The sequence below is a fragment of the Catellatospora sp. NPDC049133 genome (assembly GCF_040648455.1).
GTDB classification, from domain to species: domain Bacteria; phylum Actinomycetota; class Actinomycetes; order Mycobacteriales; family Micromonosporaceae; genus Catellatospora; species Catellatospora aurea.
Genome location: NZ_JBEZDT010000005.1, coordinates 1 through 20,482 on the forward strand (window position 1 = coordinate 1; position 20,482 = coordinate 20,482).

At 70.1% G+C, this 20,482-nt stretch carries 20 protein-coding genes and 1 pseudogene; 11 read left to right on the plus strand and 10 right to left on the minus strand.

The genetic code is table 11. From position 1 onward, the window contains the following. The first annotated feature begins 469 nt into the window (after positions 1-469). Together AB0B35_RS06640 and AB0B35_RS06645 are read left to right on the plus strand one after the other, a co-directional pair. Complete coding sequence (locus AB0B35_RS06640) at positions 470-1,075, plus strand: serine protease (RefSeq protein ID WP_361041597.1); 606 nt, start codon at positions 470-472, stop codon at positions 1,073-1,075. Then, a complete protein-coding gene (locus AB0B35_RS06645) occupies positions 1,075-1,554 on the plus strand; it encodes a hypothetical protein (protein WP_361041600.1) in 480 nt (159 codons plus the stop codon). The genes AB0B35_RS06640 and AB0B35_RS06645 overlap by 1 nt, the downstream gene beginning before the upstream one ends. 90 nt (positions 1,555-1,644) lie before the next feature. On the opposite strand, the gene AB0B35_RS06650 is transcribed toward AB0B35_RS06645, so the two are convergent. Further along, the gene (locus AB0B35_RS06650) at positions 1,645-4,023 is read right to left on the minus strand and encodes a tetratricopeptide repeat protein (RefSeq protein WP_361041603.1); all 2,379 of its coding nucleotides are present in this window, start codon (positions 4,021-4,023) and stop codon (positions 1,645-1,647) included. 296 nt (positions 4,024-4,319) lie between these two features. Then, complete coding sequence (locus tag AB0B35_RS06655) at positions 4,320-5,312, minus strand: WYL domain-containing protein (protein WP_361041606.1); 993 nt, start codon at positions 5,310-5,312, stop codon at positions 4,320-4,322. A gap of 66 nt (positions 5,313-5,378) precedes the next feature. Here AB0B35_RS06655 and AB0B35_RS06660 point away from each other — a divergent pair, with 66 nt between their 5' ends. After that, complete coding sequence (locus AB0B35_RS06660; RefSeq protein ID WP_361041609.1) at positions 5,379-5,933, plus strand: DUF664 domain-containing protein; 555 nt, start codon at positions 5,379-5,381, stop codon at positions 5,931-5,933. 17 nt (positions 5,934-5,950) lie between these two features. On the opposite strand, the gene AB0B35_RS06665 is transcribed toward AB0B35_RS06660, so the two are convergent. Beyond that, complete coding sequence (locus AB0B35_RS06665; RefSeq protein WP_361041612.1) at positions 5,951-7,021, minus strand: hypothetical protein; 1,071 nt, start codon at positions 7,019-7,021, stop codon at positions 5,951-5,953. 35 nt (positions 7,022-7,056) lie between these two features. Here AB0B35_RS06665 and AB0B35_RS06670 point away from each other — a divergent pair, with 35 nt between their 5' ends. The 4 genes from AB0B35_RS06670 to AB0B35_RS06685 all read left to right on the plus strand — a co-directional run bounded on the left by AB0B35_RS06670 (position 7,057) and on the right by AB0B35_RS06685 (position 10,797). Next, positions 7,057-7,482: a GNAT family N-acetyltransferase gene (locus AB0B35_RS06670; RefSeq protein WP_361041615.1), complete on the plus strand. Its 426-nt coding sequence runs from the start codon at positions 7,057-7,059 to the stop codon at positions 7,480-7,482. 248 nt (positions 7,483-7,730) lie between these two features. Then, entirely contained in the window at positions 7,731-8,702 is a 972-nt protein-coding gene (locus AB0B35_RS06675; RefSeq protein ID WP_361041617.1) for a LacI family DNA-binding transcriptional regulator, read from the plus strand. 68 nt (positions 8,703-8,770) lie between these two features. Then, positions 8,771-10,279 (plus strand): FGGY-family carbohydrate kinase, encoded by a 1,509-nt coding sequence (locus AB0B35_RS06680; RefSeq protein ID WP_361041620.1) that lies wholly within the window; start codon positions 8,771-8,773, stop codon positions 10,277-10,279. A gap of 155 nt (positions 10,280-10,434) precedes the next feature. Further along, entirely contained in the window at positions 10,435-10,797 is a 363-nt protein-coding gene (locus AB0B35_RS06685; protein WP_361042163.1) for a GH116 family glycosyl-hydrolase, read from the plus strand. A 140-nt stretch (positions 10,798-10,937) separates the two neighbouring features. On the opposite strand, the pseudogene AB0B35_RS06690 reads toward AB0B35_RS06685, so the two are convergent. Continuing rightward, positions 10,938-11,171: pseudogene (locus AB0B35_RS06690) on the minus strand (hypothetical protein); the annotation flags it as partial. Positions 11,172-11,197: 26 nt separating this feature from the next. On the opposite strand from AB0B35_RS06690, the gene AB0B35_RS06695 reads away from it, so the two are divergent. Next, the gene (locus tag AB0B35_RS06695) at positions 11,198-11,767 is read left to right on the plus strand and encodes a DUF1349 domain-containing protein (protein ID WP_361041623.1); all 570 of its coding nucleotides are present in this window, start codon (positions 11,198-11,200) and stop codon (positions 11,765-11,767) included. Between the two features lie 10 nt (positions 11,768-11,777). Here the strand turns inward: AB0B35_RS06695 and AB0B35_RS06700 are convergent, their stop codons facing one another. The 5 genes from AB0B35_RS06700 to AB0B35_RS06720 form a co-directional block, all read right to left on the minus strand. Continuing rightward, positions 11,778-12,866, minus strand: a complete 1,089-nt coding sequence (locus AB0B35_RS06700; RefSeq protein ID WP_361041626.1) for a phosphotransferase — start codon at positions 12,864-12,866, stop codon at positions 11,778-11,780. Between the two features lie 67 nt (positions 12,867-12,933). Further along, entirely contained in the window at positions 12,934-13,560 is a 627-nt protein-coding gene (locus AB0B35_RS06705) for a response regulator transcription factor (RefSeq protein WP_361041628.1), read from the minus strand. Beyond that, on the minus strand, positions 13,557-14,591 hold the full coding sequence (locus AB0B35_RS06710; protein WP_361041631.1) for a histidine kinase: 1,035 nt from the start codon (positions 14,589-14,591) through the stop codon (positions 13,557-13,559). Before AB0B35_RS06710 ends, AB0B35_RS06705 begins: the two co-directional genes overlap by 4 nt. After that, complete coding sequence (locus tag AB0B35_RS06715) at positions 14,581-15,153, minus strand: hypothetical protein (protein ID WP_361041633.1); 573 nt, start codon at positions 15,151-15,153, stop codon at positions 14,581-14,583. Before AB0B35_RS06715 ends, AB0B35_RS06710 begins: the two co-directional genes overlap by 11 nt. A gap of 55 nt (positions 15,154-15,208) precedes the next feature. Further along, positions 15,209-16,057: an alpha/beta hydrolase gene (locus tag AB0B35_RS06720; RefSeq protein ID WP_361041635.1), complete on the minus strand. Its 849-nt coding sequence runs from the start codon at positions 16,055-16,057 to the stop codon at positions 15,209-15,211. Between the two features lie 101 nt (positions 16,058-16,158). Here AB0B35_RS06720 and AB0B35_RS06725 point away from each other — a divergent pair, with 101 nt between their 5' ends. Then, positions 16,159-16,605 carry an SgcJ/EcaC family oxidoreductase gene (locus AB0B35_RS06725; protein ID WP_361041637.1) on the plus strand — a complete coding sequence of 149 codons (447 nt, stop codon included), beginning with the start codon at positions 16,159-16,161 and terminating at the stop codon, positions 16,603-16,605. A 6-nt stretch (positions 16,606-16,611) separates the two neighbouring features. On the opposite strand, the gene AB0B35_RS06730 is transcribed toward AB0B35_RS06725, so the two are convergent. Continuing rightward, positions 16,612-17,187, minus strand: coding sequence for a hypothetical protein (locus AB0B35_RS06730; protein WP_361041640.1), 576 nt, complete (start codon positions 17,185-17,187; stop codon positions 16,612-16,614). A gap of 247 nt (positions 17,188-17,434) precedes the next feature. On the opposite strand from AB0B35_RS06730, the gene AB0B35_RS06735 reads away from it, so the two are divergent. Next, positions 17,435-19,012 carry a right-handed parallel beta-helix repeat-containing protein gene (locus AB0B35_RS06735; RefSeq protein ID WP_361041642.1) on the plus strand — a complete coding sequence of 526 codons (1,578 nt, stop codon included), beginning with the start codon at positions 17,435-17,437 and terminating at the stop codon, positions 19,010-19,012. 202 nt (positions 19,013-19,214) lie between these two features. Continuing rightward, positions 19,215-20,459 (plus strand): SGNH/GDSL hydrolase family protein, encoded by a 1,245-nt coding sequence (locus tag AB0B35_RS06740; protein ID WP_361041645.1) that lies wholly within the window; start codon positions 19,215-19,217, stop codon positions 20,457-20,459. Positions 20,460-20,482: the final 23 nt, after the last annotated feature.

Consider the following 20,482-nt stretch of genomic DNA (forward strand, 5'->3'; position numbering starts at 1 on the left):
GCGCTACGAGCGAACCCCTGAACACTTCCTCGCATTTGCCGACATCGCCTGCACCCTGACCTGCTACAACCACCTCACCAAATGAGATGTGGCCTAAGGAAGCACTCATGTCCTGGCCTGCCGGGGGTACCCGTACCAGTCGTACCAATGCAGGTCGGGGGCGGTACGGGATCTTGAGCGGTACGGCTTGAGCCGCACCGCCGGCGGCGCAGGGTCACAAGCAGAACTCGGGGTTATGGGGCACCCATTCTCCGTAGGGCCAGGACTTCCCCAAGCGACTGGTTGCACTAGTCCGCCCGATAATGTCATTTAGTGCCGATATGAGCGAATCGCGGAAGGACTCTAAAGATGTTTTCGGTGTGTCGTCACGCCAGAGGCCAGGGTGACCGCCTACTGTCCATCCCGTCTGCACGCGACGAAAGGGTGATTGATGCCTCCGAAAGTAGGCCACATTTTCGCGGTTGGGAGAATGAGTCCAGACGGTCCGTCCATTCTTGGAACTTGCTTCTCTGTTGGGCCAAATATCTTTGCGACCGCCAACCACGTAATCGGAGGTGATCGCTCAAATATCGTCCTTGTCAAGGCAAGGGCTGACAATCCCGGTGATTATCAGGATCTTAGCCCTGGACCTATTGAATATATGGATGCAGACGTCGCGGAGGTCAACCCGTTTCGAGACCTGTGCACTCTTCGAATTAGGGAGGGGAGAATCGACGCATACGTCCTTGGTAGCAGCGATGATCTTCTGCCTGGTGAGCGATTTGTGACGGCCGGTTTCCCACATGCAGATACACACAGATTCGTGCTAACTCGATTCGACTCGACTGTAGGTGCAAGGGTTCGCATGGAGAATTCCGCAATCAAGAGCAAATATCTCGTTATTAACTCAACCTCACGCCCCGGGCAATCAGGGTCTCCGATTATCGATCCCAGATCCGGGCGTGTGGCAGCGGTTCTCCTTGGTGCATATACCCCAAACAGCCGCTACCAGATCAAATTCTTGGGATCTGATATATCGACCCAACATCAGACCACACATGCCGTGTCAGCTGAATACCTTCAGGAGATGATCTAATGAGCAGCTTGTCTTCCCTAATCGTCGGTAGCTATGACGATTGGACGAAGAGCTTGCCAGGCTATCAGCTTCGGGTCCTTGACGAATTGGTCAGCTCGGGGGTTCCCGAGGACGACTTGGCCCAGCAGTGGCTTTCCGCAACGTATGACAGCACGACCCTTCCGTTCGGAGCAGGCCCCGGCCGCAGCGAGTACATCGAAAGGTTCTGGGACGAAGTCCACGACCTGCTGTGCGCGGAGTCTAAATACGTGGACGAACGCGCCGAGCTGACCAAGTCCTTAGGGGTCGGGCAGGCCAGCGCCGTGGCGTGCGTTTCTGCCTTTCTCGCACATGTACTGCCAGTCTCGGCAGCCGCCGTTGCCCCACCAGTAGCAATCGTCTTCTTCACGATCGCAAAGATGGGCCTGAACGCCTGGTGTCGTGTTCAGACTCAGCGGCGAAGCGAGCGGAATTCGCAGCCGCCCGTGGATGCCGCCTGACCAGCGCGAACGCTCGGCTGAGCCCTTGCATTCTTTAGCCGTACGCACATATGTTCTCATGTATGCAATTCGTCGCTGACCTGGGTCACGTCACTCAGGTTTGCTCCCGCGCAACAGGCGTGTCGCTTCCTTCTTGCGTCCGGCCGCCCGGTAGGCGTGGGCGAGGTTGTTGCGGGAGATCAGCGTGGATGGGTGGTCGCTGCCCAGCACCCGCACCCGGTCGGCCAACGTCTGCTCGTACAGGGGGATCGCCTTACGAACCTGCCCCGCCGACTGGTAGGCGTAGGCGAGGTTGTTACTGGAGGCCAATGTGTCGGGATGATCGCCACCCAGCACACGCACACAGTCGGCTAACGTCCGCTCATGCAGGGCGATCGCCTCACCAACCCGTCCCGCCGCCAGGTAGGCGGCTGCAAGGTTGTTACAGGAGGCCAGCGTGGAGGGGTGGTCGCTGCCCAATAGGCGCACCCGGTCGGCCAACGTCTGCTCGTACAGGGAGATCGCCTCACCGATCCGCCCTGCCGACTGGTAGGCGTAGGCGAGGTTGTTGCGTGAGGTCATTGTGTCGGGGTGCTCGTTGCCCAGCACCCGCACCTGGTCGACTAGTGTATGATCGATAAGGGTGATTGCCTCACCGATCCGCCCTGCCGACTGGTAAGCGGAGGCGAGGTTGTTGCGGGAGGTCAGCGTGTTGGGATGCTCGCTGCCCAGCACCCGCACTCGGTCGGCCAACGTCTGCTCGTACAGGGTGATTGCCTCACCGATCCGCCCTGCCGACTGGTAGGCGGCGGCGAGATTGTTTCGCGAGAGCAGCGTGTTTGGATGCTCGTTGCCCAGCACCCGCACCCGGACGCTCAATACCTGCTCGTCTAGAGTGATCGCCTCACCCGCCCTCCCCGCTAGCCGGTAGGCGAAGGCGAGGTTGCTGCGGGAGATCAGCGTGTCGGGATGCTCGCTACCAAGCACTCGCACCCGGTCGACCAGGTTCGTCTCCAGCAGTGAGGTCGCGTGTGAAAGATCGCCTGCGGTCACGAGCGCTCGGCCCGCCCAGTCGACCTGGGCCAGCAACTGCTCGGACGGCTCGACCGGGATGCCAGCACGCACCGCTTTCACATGCCCGGCCAACTCCTCGACATCAGCCCGCCGCAACGCCACCTGCATCAGCGGCAGACCCGCCGACAAAACTTCCACGGTCTTGACCGCGGCATCCGCCGCCGCCGCGGTTGGCACCACCGCGCGTGGCTGCTCTCCGTATAGGCGAACGATCCGGGCGGTCAATCGGTGCACCGCTACTAACACTCGGTCCTGCGCGTCGACCGGACCGCTCAGCACCACCAGCGACCAGCCCGACAGCACATTCAACGCTGGCAGCACCCCGCCAGCCAATCCCAACCCCGTCGCACCCTGCTCCAGCAGCCGCCGGCTCACTCCATCTGGTGACAGCACTGACAGCACCGATAGCAGCCGCACCGCATCACCTGACCAGTCAGCCTCTGCCACCACGGCCATGCTCAGCGCTGTAGCCGCCAGCACCCCCGCGTGCTGCGCTCCCGCCCGCTGCCGCATCGTCTCGTCCAACGGCTGCCGCTCCAGCAGCTCCAAATACTGCCGGTAGCTGTGTCTGCCCCGCGCGATGTACGCACCTGCCTGCGCCAATCCCAGTGGCAACCAACCCAGCTCGGCACCCACCGCCCGCGCATCCTCACCGTCAGGCAGACCAGTCATCTCGTGTAGGAACCGCCGACCCTCCAACTCGGTGAACATGCCGACCTCGACCGCGTTCACACCGTCCATCTGCGTGAACTCGGCCCGGTTCGTCGTCACCAGAACCTTCGCCCCGCCACGCGACGGCAACCAGTTGCGTAGCTCATCCGGGTCGTCGACGTTGTCGAGAACCACCAGCCGCCATGCTTGCTCATCGGCCTCCAGCCACCGCAACGCCGCCCCCGCCAGCACCTCCGGCGCGCTATCGGTTGGCCCCAGACCACGCGCCCTGGCCACGTCAGCCAAGCCCGACACCGGACCTGACTCCGCGTTCAGCCAGGCAACCAGATCGAACCCAGCCGAGATGCACTCACGCGCGTACGCCGCAGCCAACTGCGTCTTACCCGCACCACGCGCACCTGGTAGCGCTACCAACGCCACCCGACCCGGCCCCGCCACCGCAGCACGCAACCGGGTCATCTCGACGGTCCGCGGCTGAAAATGCGCCGCCTCCCGCGGCAACAGACCAACCACCTGCGGAGCCTTCGGGGGTGGGCCAACCACCGCCGGCGGTTCTATGGCGCCATTCCGCCCGCGGGCCGCGTCCACAAGCCCCGGCAGGAACGCAGTGACCAACGCCGCCGCGACCCCTGTCACCACCGCAAGCGGCGGTTTGCCATCAGCCACCAACGACCACGTAACCACCGCCATGGCCACACCCACCACGACAGCGATCACCGCGCGCTTGACCCGCCGCCCACCCACCAGCGCAACCTATACAGACACATCAACGTACCGACACCGGACGAACGCCCAGTACCAACACGACGACAGCCTCTCCGGGCCGCTACTGCCACCGCCGCTGGTGCGACTCAAGCCGTACCAGCCAAGATTCCGTATCACCCCTGACCTGCGCCGGTACCGCTGGTACGGCTGGTAAGAGCACCCCCGCCGCCCCGCCCAGGAGTGCTTCCTTAAGGAACACGCACATACGTGCGCGACGGGATTACCAAATGGATGCATGGGTGGCGGCGCAATGGCGACCTCCGATCGCAAGCCCGTCACGAACGCCGACCTGACTCGGGATCGCCGCTCGGCGCGTCCTCGACCGCGGCGAGCAGCCGCCGGCCGAGCACCTGCGCGGTGTGGCGGACTTCCGGGCCGCCCAGGATCCGGAACGGGGCCGGCAGGGCGGTGAGCTGTTCGGCGTACCACCAGGGGTTGCTGGTCGTGCCGGTCAGGCGGCAGGTGCCGGCGTCGACCGGTTCGAGGCGGCCGAGGTTGCGTGACACGTGCCGGGCAGCGGTGTCCAGCGGCGCTTCGATGATCACCTCGACGGCGTAGTCCCAGCCGACCGCGAGGTGTTCCTCCAGCGTGGCGACCGGGTCGAGGTCGGCCGGTGGGACGAAGTCCTCGGCGAGCAGTTCGAGGCCACGCACCCGGTCGATGCGGTAGGCGCGGCGGCCGTCGGAGGTGTGCGACCAGCACAGCAGGTACCAGCGGCTGTGGCGTACGACGACCGCCCACGGGTCGACGTCGAGGTCGCGCTCCACACCGGCCTCGGACCGGTAGCGCAGCCGCACGCGCCGCTGCTCGGAGCAGGCGCGTACGAGTTCCGTGGTGGTCTGCGGGTCGGGCCGGGCGGCGCCGCGGTCGGGCGCGGGCGCGGTCGCCCGGCGGACCGCCTCGGCCTGGGCGGCGACCGGCTCCGGCAGCGCCCGCACGATCTTGCCGAGCGCGCTGCCGACGGCGCTGGTCGGGTCCCCGGCGTCGTGGTGGCCGTCGAGGACCGCCATGACCAGGCCGAGCGCCTCCGCCGCGCTGAACACCAGCGGCGGCAGCCGCAGGCCGCGACCCACCCGGTAGCCGCCGTACGGGCCGCGCACCGACTCGATCGGGATGCCCGCCTCGCGCAGCACGCCGACGTAGCGCCGGGCGGCCCGCTCGGACACGCCCAGCTTGTCGGCGAGCCGGTCGGCGGTGATGCCGGGGCTGGCCTGGAGGAGTTCCAGCGCCATCAGCGCCCGTGCGGTGGGGCTCGCCTCGGGGGTCACCGGCTGTCCTTCCTGCGCTGCGGTTCCGGACGCGAAACGTCCGGAACCGAATCTAGCCTGCCTCCCATGACCGACGACATCGTCCTGGACACCACGATCAACGAGCCTTCCATGACGGCCGGCGAGGTCGAGATGCTGCTGTTCGCCCTCGACCGCTCGCGCGCCACGTTCGCCTGGAAGTGCGGCGGGCTGGACGCGGCAGGCCTGAACCGTGCCCAGCCGCCGTCCACGCTGACCCTCGCCGGCCTGCTCAAACACATGGCGGCGGTCGAGGAGCGGTACACGATCGACTTCACCGGCGAGGCGCCCGGCCCGCCGTTGAACGTGCCCGAGGCCGCCGACCCGGGATGGATCTGGCGCAGCGCGGCCGACGACAAGCCCGCCGAGCTCTACCGGCTGTGGCAGGGGGCGGTGGACCGCTCGCGGGCGGCGCTGGGCAAGGCCCTGGCCGACGGAGGGCTCGACCAGCCGGCGAAGTACACGGCGGCGGCCGACGGCACGTCGCCGAACCTGCGCCGCATCGTCGTGGACCTGCACGACGAGTACGCCCGCCACGTCGGCCACGCCGACCTGCTCCGCGAGGCCGTCGACGGGCTCACCGGGGAGGACCCGCCGCAGTGACGCCGACCCCCGGTGACTCAGGCGGGCAGGCGCGCGCCCCGCGGCAGCCAATCGGGGTCGAGTTCGAAGACGAAGCGGTATCCGTCGTCGTGGGGCCCGGACTCGACCGCGAACGAGTCGAAGCCGCGCAGGTCGGCCGCTGCCAGGGCCGCGTGGAACAACCGCCCGAAGTCGCCGACCCGCTCGCAGACAGTCCGGATCAGCACCCGGTGCGGCCCTTCCTGCAACTGGGGCGGGCACATCACGCGGTACGCCGGTGCCACGAACGGCTCGGTGAACGAGTGGTCGAACGCGCGTGGATGTTCCGCGGCTCGAATCAGCACCTCGGTCGCCTCGGCGTCGTCGGCCAGCGCCGGCGCGAGGGCGGCACAGGTGCGAACCGCCAGTCGCGGGTCGTCGAGCCAGTCCCGTGGCGCGACGCCGAGCTCTCCCAGGCCGAGGACCAGGCCGGCACAGTCGTGGCGATCGGCGGTGTGCCGTGCGGTCTCCTGGTGATAGGCGATCACCTCGGATCGGCGGTCCGCGAGTTCAGGGTGCCGGACCAGCATCGCCGTCGCGGCTGCGGCCATCACCCGGGTTCGCGCGGGCCAGGCGGCCGGAATCGGCCACACCGCCGCGAAGACCTGCGGCAGCAGGCCGAAGGAGTCCACGACCGCGTTGTGCAGCAGCACCCTTCCGGGACCGTCGCCGTCCGACCATTCGTGCACGGCAGGTGGGCTGGGGTGTGCCAGGTGGCCGGCGAGCCAGTCCTGGACATTGCCGTCGACAGCGGCGTGATGCCTGACCTCCTCCGCGTCTGCCGTCACCCGCGCGATCTCGCGCAGCAGGAACAGGACACCGGGCCGGATCGTATGGTCGCCTGCGCCGAGGGCCGGGTCGTGGAGCACCGACACCAGATGGCGTACGGCCTTGGGCGTCGCGGGGGTGAGGCGGCCGCCGGCGAACACCCGTGGCCACAGCGCGGCGAAAGCCTCACCGGCGGCGTCGGAGTCCGAGCCGCACAGCGCGGTGAGGATCGCCGGAAGGTCGCCGGCCGGCCCGAGCGCGTGGAACAGCCGCTCCCAGCCGGTCTCGTCAGCGATAGCCATCAGCGGAGGGTACGCGTCGCCGCTATGGTTGCCGGATGGATCTGGTCGAGGCGGCTCCCGAGCAGACCCACCGGCTGCGGTCCGAGGTGCTCGCCTGGGCGTCGCCCGCGATCCGGATCGACGACGGCGCGGAGCATCTGGCGCTGGTCGACGGCGCGGCCGTGATCGGCGCGGTATCGCATGTGACGTGGCCGTGTCCCGACGAACCCGGGGTCCCGGCGCGCTATTTCTGGGCGATGGCGGTCGACTGCGCGTACCAGCGCCGTGGTTGTGGGCGGCGGCTGCTGGCCGCGGTCGCCGACCGGGCCCGCACCCAGGGTGAACACGTGATGTGGGCTGACGCCCGCGAGTCCGCCGTCGGCTTCTACCTCGCCTGCGGGGCGCGGGTCGCGGGCGACCCGTACGTGGACGAGGGCACCGGCCTGTCGGTCCGCCACGTCGTTTTCAGGCTGGACGGTTGATCGGCGGGCCCTGCGCTAGGCCCGCCGATCCCGGGATCAGACGCGGGTGAGGGAGAAGTCGTCGAGCGGATCCAGATGTCGACGATGCGGAACAGGTTCGGCGGCACCGCGGAGGCACCGCGTGTGCAATCGATTTCACTGCGGTCCGGTAGGGTGAGGCGGCAACCGTGTCAACGGGTCGCCGACGCCCCAGCCCACACGCCCCACAGCTCCACCGGCGGGACGGCCGGCCGATCGATGAGGAAACGATGCCGACGATCTACGAGGTCGCCGCCGCGGCCGGTGTCTCCCCCGCCACCGTCTCGCGCGTTTTCAACGGCGCCAACGTGTCCCCCGAGAAGGCCGAGGCGGTGCGCAAGGCGGCCAAGGCGCTCGCGTTCACCCCGAGCCGCACCGCGCGCACCCTGCGGTTGCAGAGCTCCGAGGTGATCGCGCTGGTCATCCCGGACATCGAGAACCCGTTCTTCACCGCGCTGGCCCGCGGCGTCGAGGACGTGGCCCGCGCCGCCGGATACTCGGTGGTGCTGTGCAACACCGACGAGGACCACGACACCGAGCTGCGCTACCTCGACGTCGCGCTGAGCGCGAACATGGCCGGTGTGATCATCGCGGCGGCCGGCGGCAACAGCGACCTCAGCGGCCTGATCGCCCGCAAGTGCCCGGTCGTGGCGGTCGACCGCAGCCCGCACGGCGTGGACGTGGACGCGGTCATCGTCGACCACCGGGCCGGCGGCCGGGCCGCCACGCAGGCCCTGGTCGAGCAGGGATTCCAGCGCATCGCCTGCATCACCGGCCCGAGCGACGTCGAGACCGCCACGCAACGCGCCGACGGCTGGCGCGACGCGGTCACCGCCGCGCGGCCGGTCGACGAGCGCTACCTGCGATACGCCGACTTCCGCGCCGAGGGCGGCGCGGCGGCCATGAGTGAACTGCTGGCGCTGCCCGAGCCGCCCGACGCGGTGTTCGTCGCGAACGACCTGATGAGCGTCGGTGCCCTGCGAGTGCTGTCCGAGCACAGCAAACTGCCTCCGGCCACCGGCATGGCGGTCTTCGGCGACCTGCCCTTCCTGCCGCTGGTGCCGATCCCGATCACGGTGGTGCACATGCCCGCCCGGCACCTGGGCACCACCGCGGCGAAACTGCTGCTGGAACGCATCACCGGCGACGACCAGCCGGCCCGCACCATCGCCCTGCGCAACCAGCTGACCCCCGTCAACTGAGCCCACCGGGCAACGCCGCGCCGGTGTCGGTGCTTGATCGTGAAATCGATTTCTGACAAGGTACGGGCATGTTGCGGCAAGCCTGTGTCCTCGGCGTCGACATCGGGACGTCGAGCAGCAAGGGCGTGCTCGTCGCGCTCGACGGCACGATCGTCGCCACCGCCACCCGTGAGCACGAGGTGCTCCGGCCCGCGCCCGGTCACGTCGAGATGGACGCCCACGTCTGGTGGGACGAGGCCGCCGGCATCATCCGCGAGCTGCTGGCCGCGCCCGGCGCGCCCGAACCTGCGTTGGTGCGGTCGGTGGGCGTGAGCGGCATGGGCCCGTGCGTGCTGGTCACGGACCTGGCGGGCGAGCCGCGCCGTCCCGCGGTCCTGTATGGAATCGATTCCCGCGCCACCGCGCAGATCGGGCGCCTGACCGACCGGCTCGGCGGGACCGACGTGATCCGCGAGCGGTGCGGCTCGGCGCTGAGCACGCAGGCGGTCGGGCCGAAGCTGGCCTGGCTGGCCGAGCACGAGCCGCGGGCCGTCGCCGGGGACTGGCGGCTGTTCCAGCCCAGCACCTGGCTCGGCTGGAAGCTGACCGGCGCCTACTACCTCGACCACCACTCGGCCAGCCAGTGCACCCCGATGTACGACGCGGTCGCGCAGGGCTGGCACGGCCCGTGGGCGGCCGAGGTCGCCGCCGGGGCGCAACTGCCGCCGCTGGTGTGGCCCGGCGACGTCGTCGGCGACGTGTCGGCGCAGGCCGCGGCCGAGACCGGGCTCGCCGCCGGCACGCCGGTGATCGCGGGCACGATCGACGCCTGGTCGGAGGCGATCAGCGTCGGCGCGCACCGGGTCGGCGACCTGATGCTGATGTACGGCACCACGATGTTCCTCATCAACACCGTGGACAAGCCGCTGACCTCGCCGACGCTGTGGGGCACGGTCGGCGCGCTGCCCGGCACCCGCAACCTCGCCGGGGGCATGGCCACCTCGGGCGCGATCACGGGCTGGCTGCGCGAGCTGTTCGGCTCGCCCGGCTACCCGGAGCTGCTGGCGCTGGCCGAGGCCGCCGGGCCGGGCGCGCACGGGCTGCTCATGCTGCCGTACTTCGCCGGGGAGCGGACCCCTGTCGCCGATCCCGACGCGCGCGGGGTGCTGGCCGGGCTCACCGTCGCGCACACCCGCGGCGACCTGTACCGGGCGGCGCTGGAGGCGACGGCGTTCGGTGTGCGGCACAACGTGGCCGCGATCGAGCAGGCCGGCGGGCAGGTGGAGCGGATCGTGGCGGTCGGCGGCGGTGCGCAGGGCAGCCTGTGGACCCAGATCGTGTCCGATGTGACCGGTCTGCCGCAGGCCATCCCCGCCAAGACGATCGGGGCCGCGTTCGGGGCGGCGTTCCTGGCCGCGGGCGCGATCGGCGAGCCCGACATCGACCGGTGGAATCCGATCGTCGACACGCGTACGCCGCAGCTGTCGGCCCGCGCCGACTACGACGAGCTGTACGCGCTCTACCTCGACCTGTATCCGGCGACCGCGCCGACCGTGCACGCCCTCGCCGCCCGCGAGCGGCTACGCGCCGAGCGCTGAACTCACCCAGCTGACCCGTCGCCCCCTGGACGGAGATGTGCCCCGTCATGCCCGTACAACCTGAAAACGCCGTCCGGGAGCTCGGCGTGCACCACTTCCCGAAGTACGCCGGGCAGCCGTCGAACGCGTGAGCCGACGAGGACGGACTGCGCGGCATCCGGTTCGGCAGCGACCTGCCGGACGACGACACCCGGCACGGCACCGCGGTGCCGGCCACCGCCGACCCGGACACAACGGCGAAGCCGCAGTGGCTGTCCGGGTTCTGGCAGGACGGCGTGCAGGTGTTCTGGGACGAGCTGTGCTCCACGGGGCGGCTGACGCCCGAGACCAGGTTCAGCATCGACGAACCGCCGTACCCGGACTGGTTCACCAGGCTGCGGGTCGGCTCGCTGGGCATCGCACACCGGCTCGCCCCCGGCGAGGGCAGGGACTTCGAGTTCCTGCTGAGCTGGCACTTCCCGAACCGGCCGCGCGCTTGGCAGGGCAACATCAACCTGGACAACAACCACGCCGGGTGAGATGGTCCGCAACCACTACGCCACGGCGTACGCCGACGCCTGGACCGTCGCGCGACGGCTCGCCGCCGACCCTGCCCGAGCTGGCTGGATTCCAGGGCTGCCGGCCGTATCGCGTGGACCGCACGGCCAGCTCCACGACGCTACGATCGCCGCGTGGCCGCAGCGATCGACGACGCGCCGGGTGTGACCACCCGGCGAGATTTCCCTGCTGTGCAGGAGCCGCCGGGCTTGTCGCGAGGTGGCACCAGGTGCAGTGTCGGGGTGGCTTCGTCGTCCGTGTAGCGCCGTAGCAGCCGCGCGATGAGCGGATCCTGCGCGGCCTCGTGCACGTAGTGGTATCCGCTGAGCCGACCGGAGTAGCACAGCCCCTGGTGACTGGCGTTGAGTTACCATCTGCGCTGTGCTGACGGGGATGTCCTGGCTGAACGAGCCGGGTGAATGGTCGCAGGAAGGCGACGTGCTGCGCGCCGTCACCGAGTCGAGAACGGACTTCTGGCGCAGGACGTTCTACGGCTGGGTCACCGACAACGGGCACTTCTACCACCGGCCGGTGACGGGCGACTTCACCGCCGAGGTCGTCGTGTCCGCCACGCACACGACGCTGTTCGACCAGGCCGGCATGATGGTCCGGGCCGACGCGGGCAACTGGCTGAAGACCGGCCTGGAGGTCACCTCCGGCACCGTGCACGTCAGCACGGTGTACACCCGCGAGTTCTCCGACGTGTCGATGGTGCCGGTGCCCGGTCACCGCGGTGAGATGGCGATGCGGGTGACCCGCTTCGGCGAGGCCCTGACCGTGCACTTCCGCAGCCCCGACGGCACGTGGCGGCTGGCCCGCCTCGGCTACCTCGACCTGCCGGAGACCGTCGACGTCGGTGTCATGTGCTGCTCGCCGGAGCGCGCGGGCCTGGAGGCCACGTTCCGCGACCTCCGGATCGGCCCGCCGATCTCCCGGGAGAACCTCGAATAGCCGGGACCCGTCAACCGCGGAAGGCCCGGGCGAGCGCCAACGGCACCTCGCCCCACCTGCCCACCAGCGCCTCCCGCAGCTCGCCGGCGAACGCGGCGATCTCCGGCAGCGCCGAGGTGCGGCGAGCGAGGTCGAGGCGGTGCAGCAGCAGCGCGCGCCGCCGAGGCGAGTCCAGCCCCTTCGCGGCGGCCGGGTCCGCGGCGAGGGTCTGCGGCAGGAACCACGACGAGTACAGCGCCGCCCACAGGACCGTGGCCGAGGCGAGGTCGCGGTCGAACTCCGGCGTGCTCACGTACGGCAGGTGGGCGGCCATCGCGTCGCGGTAGCGGGCCACCGCCCGGTCGGCCACGTCGTCCGGCAGCCGCCAGGAGCACCAGCACGACGGCCACGGCACCCGCAGGTAGGCCACGTCCCAGGCGATGTGCCGCCACTCGGCGTGCTCGAAGTCGATCAGTGCGAGCCCGTCGCCGGTGAGCACGTTGTTGTCCGGGCAGGCGTCGCTCGGCGACAGCGCCGACACGGCATCGTCGTCGAGCCGGGCCGCCTCGGCTCGGAACGCGTCGGCCAGGGACTGCGGCACGGCGACACCGAGCGGCCCGCACGCCTCCCGCAGGCCGGTGATGTTCTGGTCGAGTTGGGCCGCGACCGAGGTCATCGGCGCGGAACCCGGCTGGGCACGGGCGTCCAGCTCGGCGCGGAAGGCCTCACGCAATCCCGCTGTCGTCCGGTGCACGGCGGCGATCGCGTCGGCCCAGGCGTACACGGCGGACTCGGCGGCCGACGGGTCCATGCCGAGCAGGGCGTCAGCCACGTTCGTGCCGGTGCCGAGGTCCGACATGACGATGACGGGCGGGACCGGCCCGGCGGCGAGCAGCCGCGGCGCCGGCGTGCCCGGGGGCAGCACCGCGAGGGCGGCCGACTCGCGCGCCCAGCTCTCCGGATGGAGGAAGGTCTTCACGATCACGGTCGTCGGCGGCTCGCCCGGTCGCGTGATCAGTGCCCGGCGGACCGCGGAACGGCTGCTGCCACCCAGGGCGTCCACCGGGGACACTGTCACACCGGGCAGCAGGGCGCGTACTTCGTCCAGGTCGTCGGTCACCGCGCCAAGCTACCGCGCCCCTCACCCCGGCGCAGCCGGAAAACGCGGGTCGACGGCCCGGGTCGGTTCAGGACGTCAGTCCGTGGTCGCGGGCGTAGACGGCGGCCTGGGTCCGGTCGCGCAGGCCGAGGCGGTCGAGGATACGCGACATGTGGTTCTTCACGGTGCCCTCGCTCAGGTGCAGCTCGCGGCCGATCTCGCGGTTGGTCATCCCCTGGGCGACCAACCGCAGGATCTCGGTCTCCCGGACGCTCAACGCGACGGCAGGGGTGCGCCGCGGGACGGCGGCGGTCAGGCGCGCCACGACCGCCGGGTCCAGCGGGAGCACCCCCGCGTGGGCCAGCTTCACCGCGGCGGCCAGCTCCCGGGACGGCAGGTCCTTGAGCAGGTATCCGGCCGCGCCCGCCTGCAGCGCCCGCACCACGTAGTCCTGGTCGTCGAAGGTGGTCAGCATGACCACCCGGCACGCGGGCAGTTTCGCCGACAGCACCGCCACCGCCGCCACACCGTCCATGCCCGGCATGCGCACGTCCATCAGCACCACGTCGGGGCCGGTGCGCAGGGCGACCTCGACCGCCTCGTGGCCGTCGGCCGCCGTCCCGACGACCTCGACACCGTCCTGGATGCCGAGCAGCGACGCGATCCCCTCCCGGATGAGCCGCTGGTCGTCGACCACCACCACGCGTGTCGTCACAGCGGCACCGTCACTTCGATCCGGGTGCCCGACGAGGCTTCGCTGCGCACCTCGACCTGGCCCCCGACGCCGCGGACGCGCCGGCGCATGCCGCGCAGCCCGAACCCCTCGCGGTCCGCGGTGAAACCGGGCCCGGTGTCGGTGACCGTCAGCAGCGCCCGCTCCGGACCCAGGTCGGCGTACACCTCGACGACCCCGTCCCCGGCGTGCCGCCGGGCGTTGGTGATCGCCTCCTGCGCGGCGTGGAACAGCGAGCGCAGCACCGGCTCGGAGTAGCGGCTCTCGTCCCCGGCGAACCTGAGCACGACCGTGTCGGTGCACAGCTCGCGCAGCGCCGTGCCGAGGTGGAAGTCCCACGAGCGCACCGAGGTGCGCACCTCGGTCAGCGCACGCCGGGCCGAGCTGCTCGCGTCGGCCAGGGCGCGCTGCGCGGCCTGCGGGTCGCGCTCGCGGAACGCCTCGGCCTTCTCCAGCAGCACGATGACGGCGGTCAGATGATGGCCCAGGTCGTCGTGCAGGTCGCGCGCGAGCCGCTGCCGCTCGGCCGCCGCGGACAGCTCCGCGATGCGTTCGCGACCCCGGCGCTCCTCCACCGCCACCGCCGCCATCGCGATGGCCAAAGCGATGGCCAGGGCCAGCATGAGCAGGTCCGACACCTGCTCGCTGTCGGACGTCCAGCCAGGGCTGCGCAGCTGCAGGACTGTGGCGACCCCGGCCAGGCAGGCAGCGCCGAGCGCGATGCCGGCCGTCCGGCCGAAGGCGAAGTACGCGGTGAACGGCAGCAGGGCCAGCAGCACGCGGGACAGGCCCGATCCGTCTGCGAAGACGACGGCGGCGATCAGCGCGATGCGGCCGAGCAGGGCGATCAGGTCGTGCCGCACGAACTCCAGGGCGAACAGCGCGGCCATGCCGCCGAGGAACAGCGGCAGCCGGGTGTCGCCGATGCCGACCAGCCAGGCGTGCAGCCCGGCGGCCAGGACCGCCGTGTACAGCACCGGCGACACCCACCGGACGGAACGGTCAGGGTTCACGGGTCGAGGGTACGGCCCAGGCGGCGGCCGACAGCCAGACCAGTGAAGCCGCGGCCGCGACGTGCGCGGCACTGCTGAGCAACGAGTCCGGCAGCGGGGCGAGCGCGGCGAGCATGACCAGCGAGACGATGTAGCCCACCGCAGCGACCCGGGGCAGCACTGCGGCCCGCAACATGGACACTCCGAACAGGACGCTGCCCGCGATGAAGACCATCCCGCTGCCCAGCACCGCCCACCGGGTCGGCCCGTCGAGCACCGCCGACACGGTCGCCTCGTCCAGGAAGAACAGGACCAGGTTCAGCGCGAAGCCGACCCCCGTGAACAGTCCGAGCCCGATGACGTTGACGGCGAACGCGACCGCGCCGAACCGGCCCGCCGCGTCCGCCTGGCGCAGCTGGTAGGCGTACAGCGCGGGAGCTCCGAAGGCCGCGCCGAGCCCGGCGACGAAGCTGGTCACCGTGGTCTCCCCGGTGAACGCCTCCACCACACCCGGCACGCCGAGGGACAGGGCGAGGATGACGCCGCAGACCGCGCCGAAGCGCGACAACCATTGCATTGACATGCGGCGCACGTTAGGCAGGCCGTTGGTCACTCCGGCAGTGCCGACCGTCCCATGTTCACGGACTCGTGCCGGCCGGGTTTTCTGCCAGCAGCGCGAGGACGAGTTCGACGACCTCGTGCGGGGTGTCGGTGATGGAGAAGTGGGCCGCGCCGGGGATGGTCTTGAGCGTCACGTGCGGGGCCGCGGCGATGGCGGCCTGTTCCTGCGCGGTGAAGCCGACCTCGTCGCGGTCGCCGCGGCCGACCCACACCGTGTTGCCCGTGCCGGCCAGCCGCGAGGCGAGGTCGCCGTGCCGGCGCAGGTTGTCGAAAAAGCCGGCGACCAGCCGCCGGTTGGCGGCGTGCGGGTTGCGTTTCATCTGTGCGAACAGCTCGTTGAAGCGGTCCGAGGGCAGCCGGTCGCGCATGCCCTTCTTCAGGGTCGGGTTGATGCCGAGCCAGACCAGCGTGCCGACCACCGGGACGTGGCCGGCCTCGTCGAGGGCGATGAGGTCGTGCTCCTCGTCATCACGGGAGAAGGACGGCGACAGCAGCAGCAGGCGGCCCGGGTAGTCGCCTCGCGCGGCGATCTCGATGCCGACGTTGGCGAAGTACGAGTGTCCGACGATCACGTCGACGGCCTCACGGGCGGCGAACTCTTCGACCAGCTCGGCGTAGCGTTCGATCGTGTAGTCGAACCCGGACGGCACGGGGCGGCCCGCGAATCCGGGCGGGTCTGCGGCCATGGCGAGCACACCGGCATCGGCCAGCGCCGGATCGGCGAGCATGGCGGAATAGAACTCGGCGGTGCAGAACAGGCCCGGCAACATGAGCACCCGGCGCCGGGCCGTGGCGGGCTCGTTCTCGATGATCGCCCAGCCGTCCTGCTCACGCCGCCGCAGCGGCTGGTGCTGTGTCGCGGTCACGGCACTCCTCCCGTACCCCCCGTCTTGATCTTAGTTGGACGGTCTCGGTCGGGTGCGCGTTTCCGCAGTTCCGGGGCGGTGACGGGTCGTATGCTGCGGGCATGGGCGGGGTCGCGGGCAGCGCGCGGGACGAGGAGGCGATCGGCGCGGTGCTCACGCGCCTGGCGCAGGCGTTCGCGAGCCTGTCCGCCGACGGCGTCGCCGAGCTGTACACCGCAGACGCCGACTGGACGAACGCCTTCGGGACCAGCCGCACCGGCGGCGCGCAGATCGCGGCCTACCTGGCAGACCTGTTCGCCGACCCGCATTTCGCTGCGGGTCGCCCGCTCGGGCCGCCGCAGGTCGAGCTGCGCCGGCCGTCGGCGGACGTGGCGGTGGTGAAGACCTGTCTCGAACGCGAGGGACAGCAGCGCGCCGACGGGTCGACCATGCCCGTGCGGCGAAACTTCTCCCTGAAGGTGCTCGTACGGCAGCCGGACGGCTGGAAGATCACGTCCGACATGTACATGGACGCCCGCGACGACAGCACCCTGCCCGGCAGGTCCTGACCGCGCTCAGGCGGTGGACGCCCCGGCCGCCTGCGCGGCGGCTTTCACGTGCTCGGGATACCAGGCGGTGAACTTGAACGCCCCGGCCAGCAGCGCGATCGGGATGATCCAGTTGAGCCACGCGGAGCCGCCGTTCTCCGGCTGAGCGAGGAAGCCGAGCACCGCGCAGACGGCGAACACCAGCCCCCAGACCAGGGTCAGCATCCGGTTGACGTGTTTGAACCGGGGTGAGGACCAGAACTGCTGCGGCACCTGCTCGCGGGCGTACTGCTCGGTGAAGGGCGTGAACGCCAGCGAGCCGAGCACGACCACCGCCAGCACCGCGCTGGAGATCGCCTGCGCGTACTGCTCCAGCCACAGCAGGCGGCTGTGGTCGAGCACCAGCCCGGCGACGGTGAGCGCGCCGAAGAACAGCACCGAGACGACCTCCAGCAGCTTGATCCGGCCGTGCTCGTGCGACGGGATCAACAGGATCAACGCGGCGACCAGCGCCCCGCCGGCCGCGAACTCCCAGGTGCTCGGCCCGCTCACCACCCAGAAGATGATCCACGGTACGAAACCCCGGAACGTCTTAGCCCCCATTGTCCAAATTTCCCACATTCCCGTGGGCCGAGTGATCGATTCCGGGTCTCCCGATCGGACGGCGTTTGCCTGCAACAAATCTGCAAACGTCAACCCTTGCCAATTGGCAAGCGCTTTCCCGAGACTGGGTCGCATCGACGTTCCGGGCTCTTCTCCGGGCGAGGACCCTCGCGCGTCGTCCCGCCCCTGCGGCGTGTGACCCGCACTTGCGTGCGCTCGCACCACGCCGCTCCAGCATGGGAGACAGATGAGAGTCACATCATTGGCCGCGGGCGCCGCCCTGGCCGTCGGCGCGGTGCTCGCGCTGCCCGCGCCCATGGCCGCCGCCGCACCGACCCGCCACGAGGCCGAGACCTCGCCCGCCGTCTGCGTCGGCACCATCGACAGCAACTGGACCGGGTTCTCCGGCTCCGGCTTCTGCAACGGCACCAACAGCACCAGCGGATACGTGCAGTTCACGGTGACGGCATCGGCCGCGGGCACCGCGACGCTGGGTGTCCGCTTCGCCAACGGCACCACGACCGCGAGACCGGCCGCCCTGGCCGTGAACGGCACGACCGTGCAGACCGTGTCCTTCGAGGGCACCGGCGCCTGGGACGCCTGGACGACCAAGACGCTGACCGTCAACGTGAACGTCGGCAGCAACACCGTCCGCCTCACCCCGACCACGTCCACCGGCCTGGCGAACGTGGACCACCTGGAATTCGAGACCGGCTCCACCCCGCCACCCACGACCGCGCTGTACGTGGCGACCAGCGGCAACGACGCGAACGCGGGCACGCTGAGCGCCCCGGTGAAGACCATCCAGCGCGCGGTGGACCTGGCCCAGCCCGGGTACACGATCTACGTGCGCGGCGGGACGTACGCGCCGAGCACGAACGTGCAGATCCTCAAGAACGGCACGTCCAGCCAGCCGATCGTGCTGCGCAACTACGGCAGCGAGAAGGTCGTGCTCGACGGCGAGAACATGTCGTACACCCCGGGTGCGGTGGACTCCACCATCCCCCGCTCCGAGCGCGGCGCGATCCACATCGAGGGCGACTGGTGGCGCATCATCGGCCTGGAGATCATCCACGGGCCGTACGCCGTCTTCGGCCTGGACACCAACAACAACGTGTTCGAGCGGCTGGTCACCCGCGACAACTACGAGAGCGGCCTGCACCTGCAGGGCTCCTCCAGCAACAACCTGATCCTGAACCTGGACAGCTACGGCAACCGCGACCCGCGCAAGAACGGCGAGAGCGCCGACGGCCTGGCCATCAAGGAGGGCTCCGGCAGCGGGAACGTGGTGCGCGGCGCCCGGCTGTGGAACAACTCCGACGACGGCCTCGACTTCTGGATGTTCTCCTCGCCGATCCTGCTGGAGAACAGCCTGTCCTGGGGCAACGGCTTCAACCGGTGGAACCTGCCCAACTACACGGGCGACGGCAACGGGTTCAAGCTCGGCGGCAACGCGGTGGCCGCGAGCCACACCGTACGCAACAGCATGACCTGGGACAACGCGGTCGGCGGTTTCATCGACAACAACAATCCCGGCCAGCATGTGATCGATCGCTGCACGGCCTGGGACAACCCTGGGACCGGGTTCAACGCCAACCGCTCGGACAGCACGCTGACCAAGAACCTCGCGGTGGCCAACGGGACCGCCGTGTCGCTGGGCTCCAACTCCAGTGGCTCGGGCAACTCGTGGGACCTCGGCGGCACCTGGTCATTGCAGAGCACGGATCCGAGCACGATCACCGGGGCCCGTACCTCCGACGGTTCGATCCCCGCGTCCACGTTCCTGCGTCCGGCGAACGGCGCGGACGTCGGGGCGCGCTTCTGATCCGCGGTAGACCGGCAGGCCGCCCGGTGCCCCCCGGGCGGCCCGCCCACCGCACGTCCGGACGTACCAGATAAATCAGCCGAACCGGTAATCACGACAGCAGATTCGTATATCTCCACATTGGAGATTTATTGACATCGTGATGCCGGTGGCGGGACGGTCCGCCGCATCCCCTCGGGAATCGACGGAGGTTCCACACGTGATGATCAACCGAAGACGCGCCGCGGCCGCGCTCGCCGCGCTCGGCCTGCTCGCCACCACCCTGGTCGGCGCGGCGGGACCGGCCTCCGGCGGGTTGCCGCCGCGCTGGGTGGGCACCTGGGGCACCGCGCTGACCGCGCCGAGCCTGGCGAACACCGGCAGCTCGCTCAACGGCTTCACCGACCAGTCGATCCGCCAGCTCGTGCGGGTCTCCCTCGGCGGGCAGAAGGTCCGGCTGCGCTTCACCAACGCGTACGGCACGCAGCCGCTGACCATCGGCCACGCCACCGTCGGCCTGCCGGTGGCCGCCGGCTCGCCGACGCTGCAGCCCGGCAGCCTGCGCGAGGTCACCTTCAACGGCAGCGGCTCCACCGTGGTCTACAAGGGCGCCGAGGTGCTCAGCGATCCGGTCGACCTGCCCGTCTCCGCCTCCCAGGACCTGGCGGTGACGCTCTACCTGCCGACCGCGACCGGTGCGACGTCGTGGCACTGGACCGCCCGGCAGACCTCGTACGTCTACGCGGGCGACCGCGCCGGCGACGTCGACGGCAGCGGCCAGACCGCCGCCTACAACCACTTCTACTACCTGGCCGGGATCGAAGTGCTCACCCCGACCGGGCTGGGCACCGTGGTGGTGCTCGGTGACTCGATCTCCGACGGCTCGGGCTCCACACTCGGCGCGAACACCCGCTGGCCGGACTACCTGGCGAGCCGGATCACCGGCACCTGGCCGGCGCTGGCCGACCCCGGCGTGCTCAACCTGAGCCTGGCCGGCAACCAGGTGACCCGCGACGGGCTGACGCTCAACTCGCCCGCGCTCGGCGACAGCGCCCTGGCCCGCCTCGACGACGACGTGTTCAGCCAGCCCGGCGTGCGCACCGTCATCGTGGAGCTGGGCATCAACGACGTGCACCTGTCGGGTTACCCCGCCGACCGGATCATCGCCGGGCTGCGCCAGCTTGCGATCCAGGCCAAGGATCGGGGGCTGCGGGTCGTGGTGGCCACGCTCGGCCCGTTCGAGGGCTACTCGTCCTGGACGGCCGACAAGGAGGCCGTCCGCCAGGCGGTGAACGCGTACCTGCGCGGCGACAACGAGTTCGACGGGCTGCTCGACTTCGACCAGGTCCTGCGTGACCCGGCCAACCCGGGCAAGGTTCTGCCCGCGTACGACAGCGGCGACCACATCCACCCGAACGACACCGGCGCGCAGGCACTGGCCGCGGCCGTGCCGCTGTGGCTGCTGTGACCCGATGACGCCGGATTTCGCGC

Coding starts and splice junctions, on each gene's coding strand:
- AB0B35_RS06640 (WP_361041597.1), top strand. CDS start 470: ATGAGTCCAGACGGTCCGTCCATTCTTGGAACTTGCTTCTCTGTTGGG.
- AB0B35_RS06645 (WP_361041600.1), top strand. CDS start 1,075: ATGAGCAGCTTGTCTTCCCTAATCGTCGGTAGCTATGACGATTGGACG.
- AB0B35_RS06660 (WP_361041609.1), top strand. CDS start 5,379: ATGACCGACGACATCGTCCTGGACACCACGATCAACGAGCCTTCCATG.
- AB0B35_RS06665 (WP_361041612.1), bottom strand. CDS start 7,021: ATGGCTATCGCTGACGAGACCGGCTGGGAGCGGCTGTTCCACGCGCTC.
- AB0B35_RS06670 (WP_361041615.1), top strand. CDS start 7,057: ATGGATCTGGTCGAGGCGGCTCCCGAGCAGACCCACCGGCTGCGGTCC.
- AB0B35_RS06675 (WP_361041617.1), top strand. CDS start 7,731: ATGCCGACGATCTACGAGGTCGCCGCCGCGGCCGGTGTCTCCCCCGCC.
- AB0B35_RS06680 (WP_361041620.1), top strand. CDS start 8,771: ATGTTGCGGCAAGCCTGTGTCCTCGGCGTCGACATCGGGACGTCGAGC.
- AB0B35_RS06715 (WP_361041633.1), bottom strand. CDS start 15,153: ATGTCAATGCAATGGTTGTCGCGCTTCGGCGCGGTCTGCGGCGTCATC.
- AB0B35_RS06725 (WP_361041637.1), top strand. CDS start 16,159: ATGGGCGGGGTCGCGGGCAGCGCGCGGGACGAGGAGGCGATCGGCGCG.
- AB0B35_RS06730 (WP_361041640.1), bottom strand. CDS start 17,187: ATGGGGGCTAAGACGTTCCGGGGTTTCGTACCGTGGATCATCTTCTGG.
- AB0B35_RS06735 (WP_361041642.1), top strand. CDS start 17,435: ATGAGAGTCACATCATTGGCCGCGGGCGCCGCCCTGGCCGTCGGCGCG.
- AB0B35_RS06740 (WP_361041645.1), top strand. CDS start 19,215: ATGATCAACCGAAGACGCGCCGCGGCCGCGCTCGCCGCGCTCGGCCTG.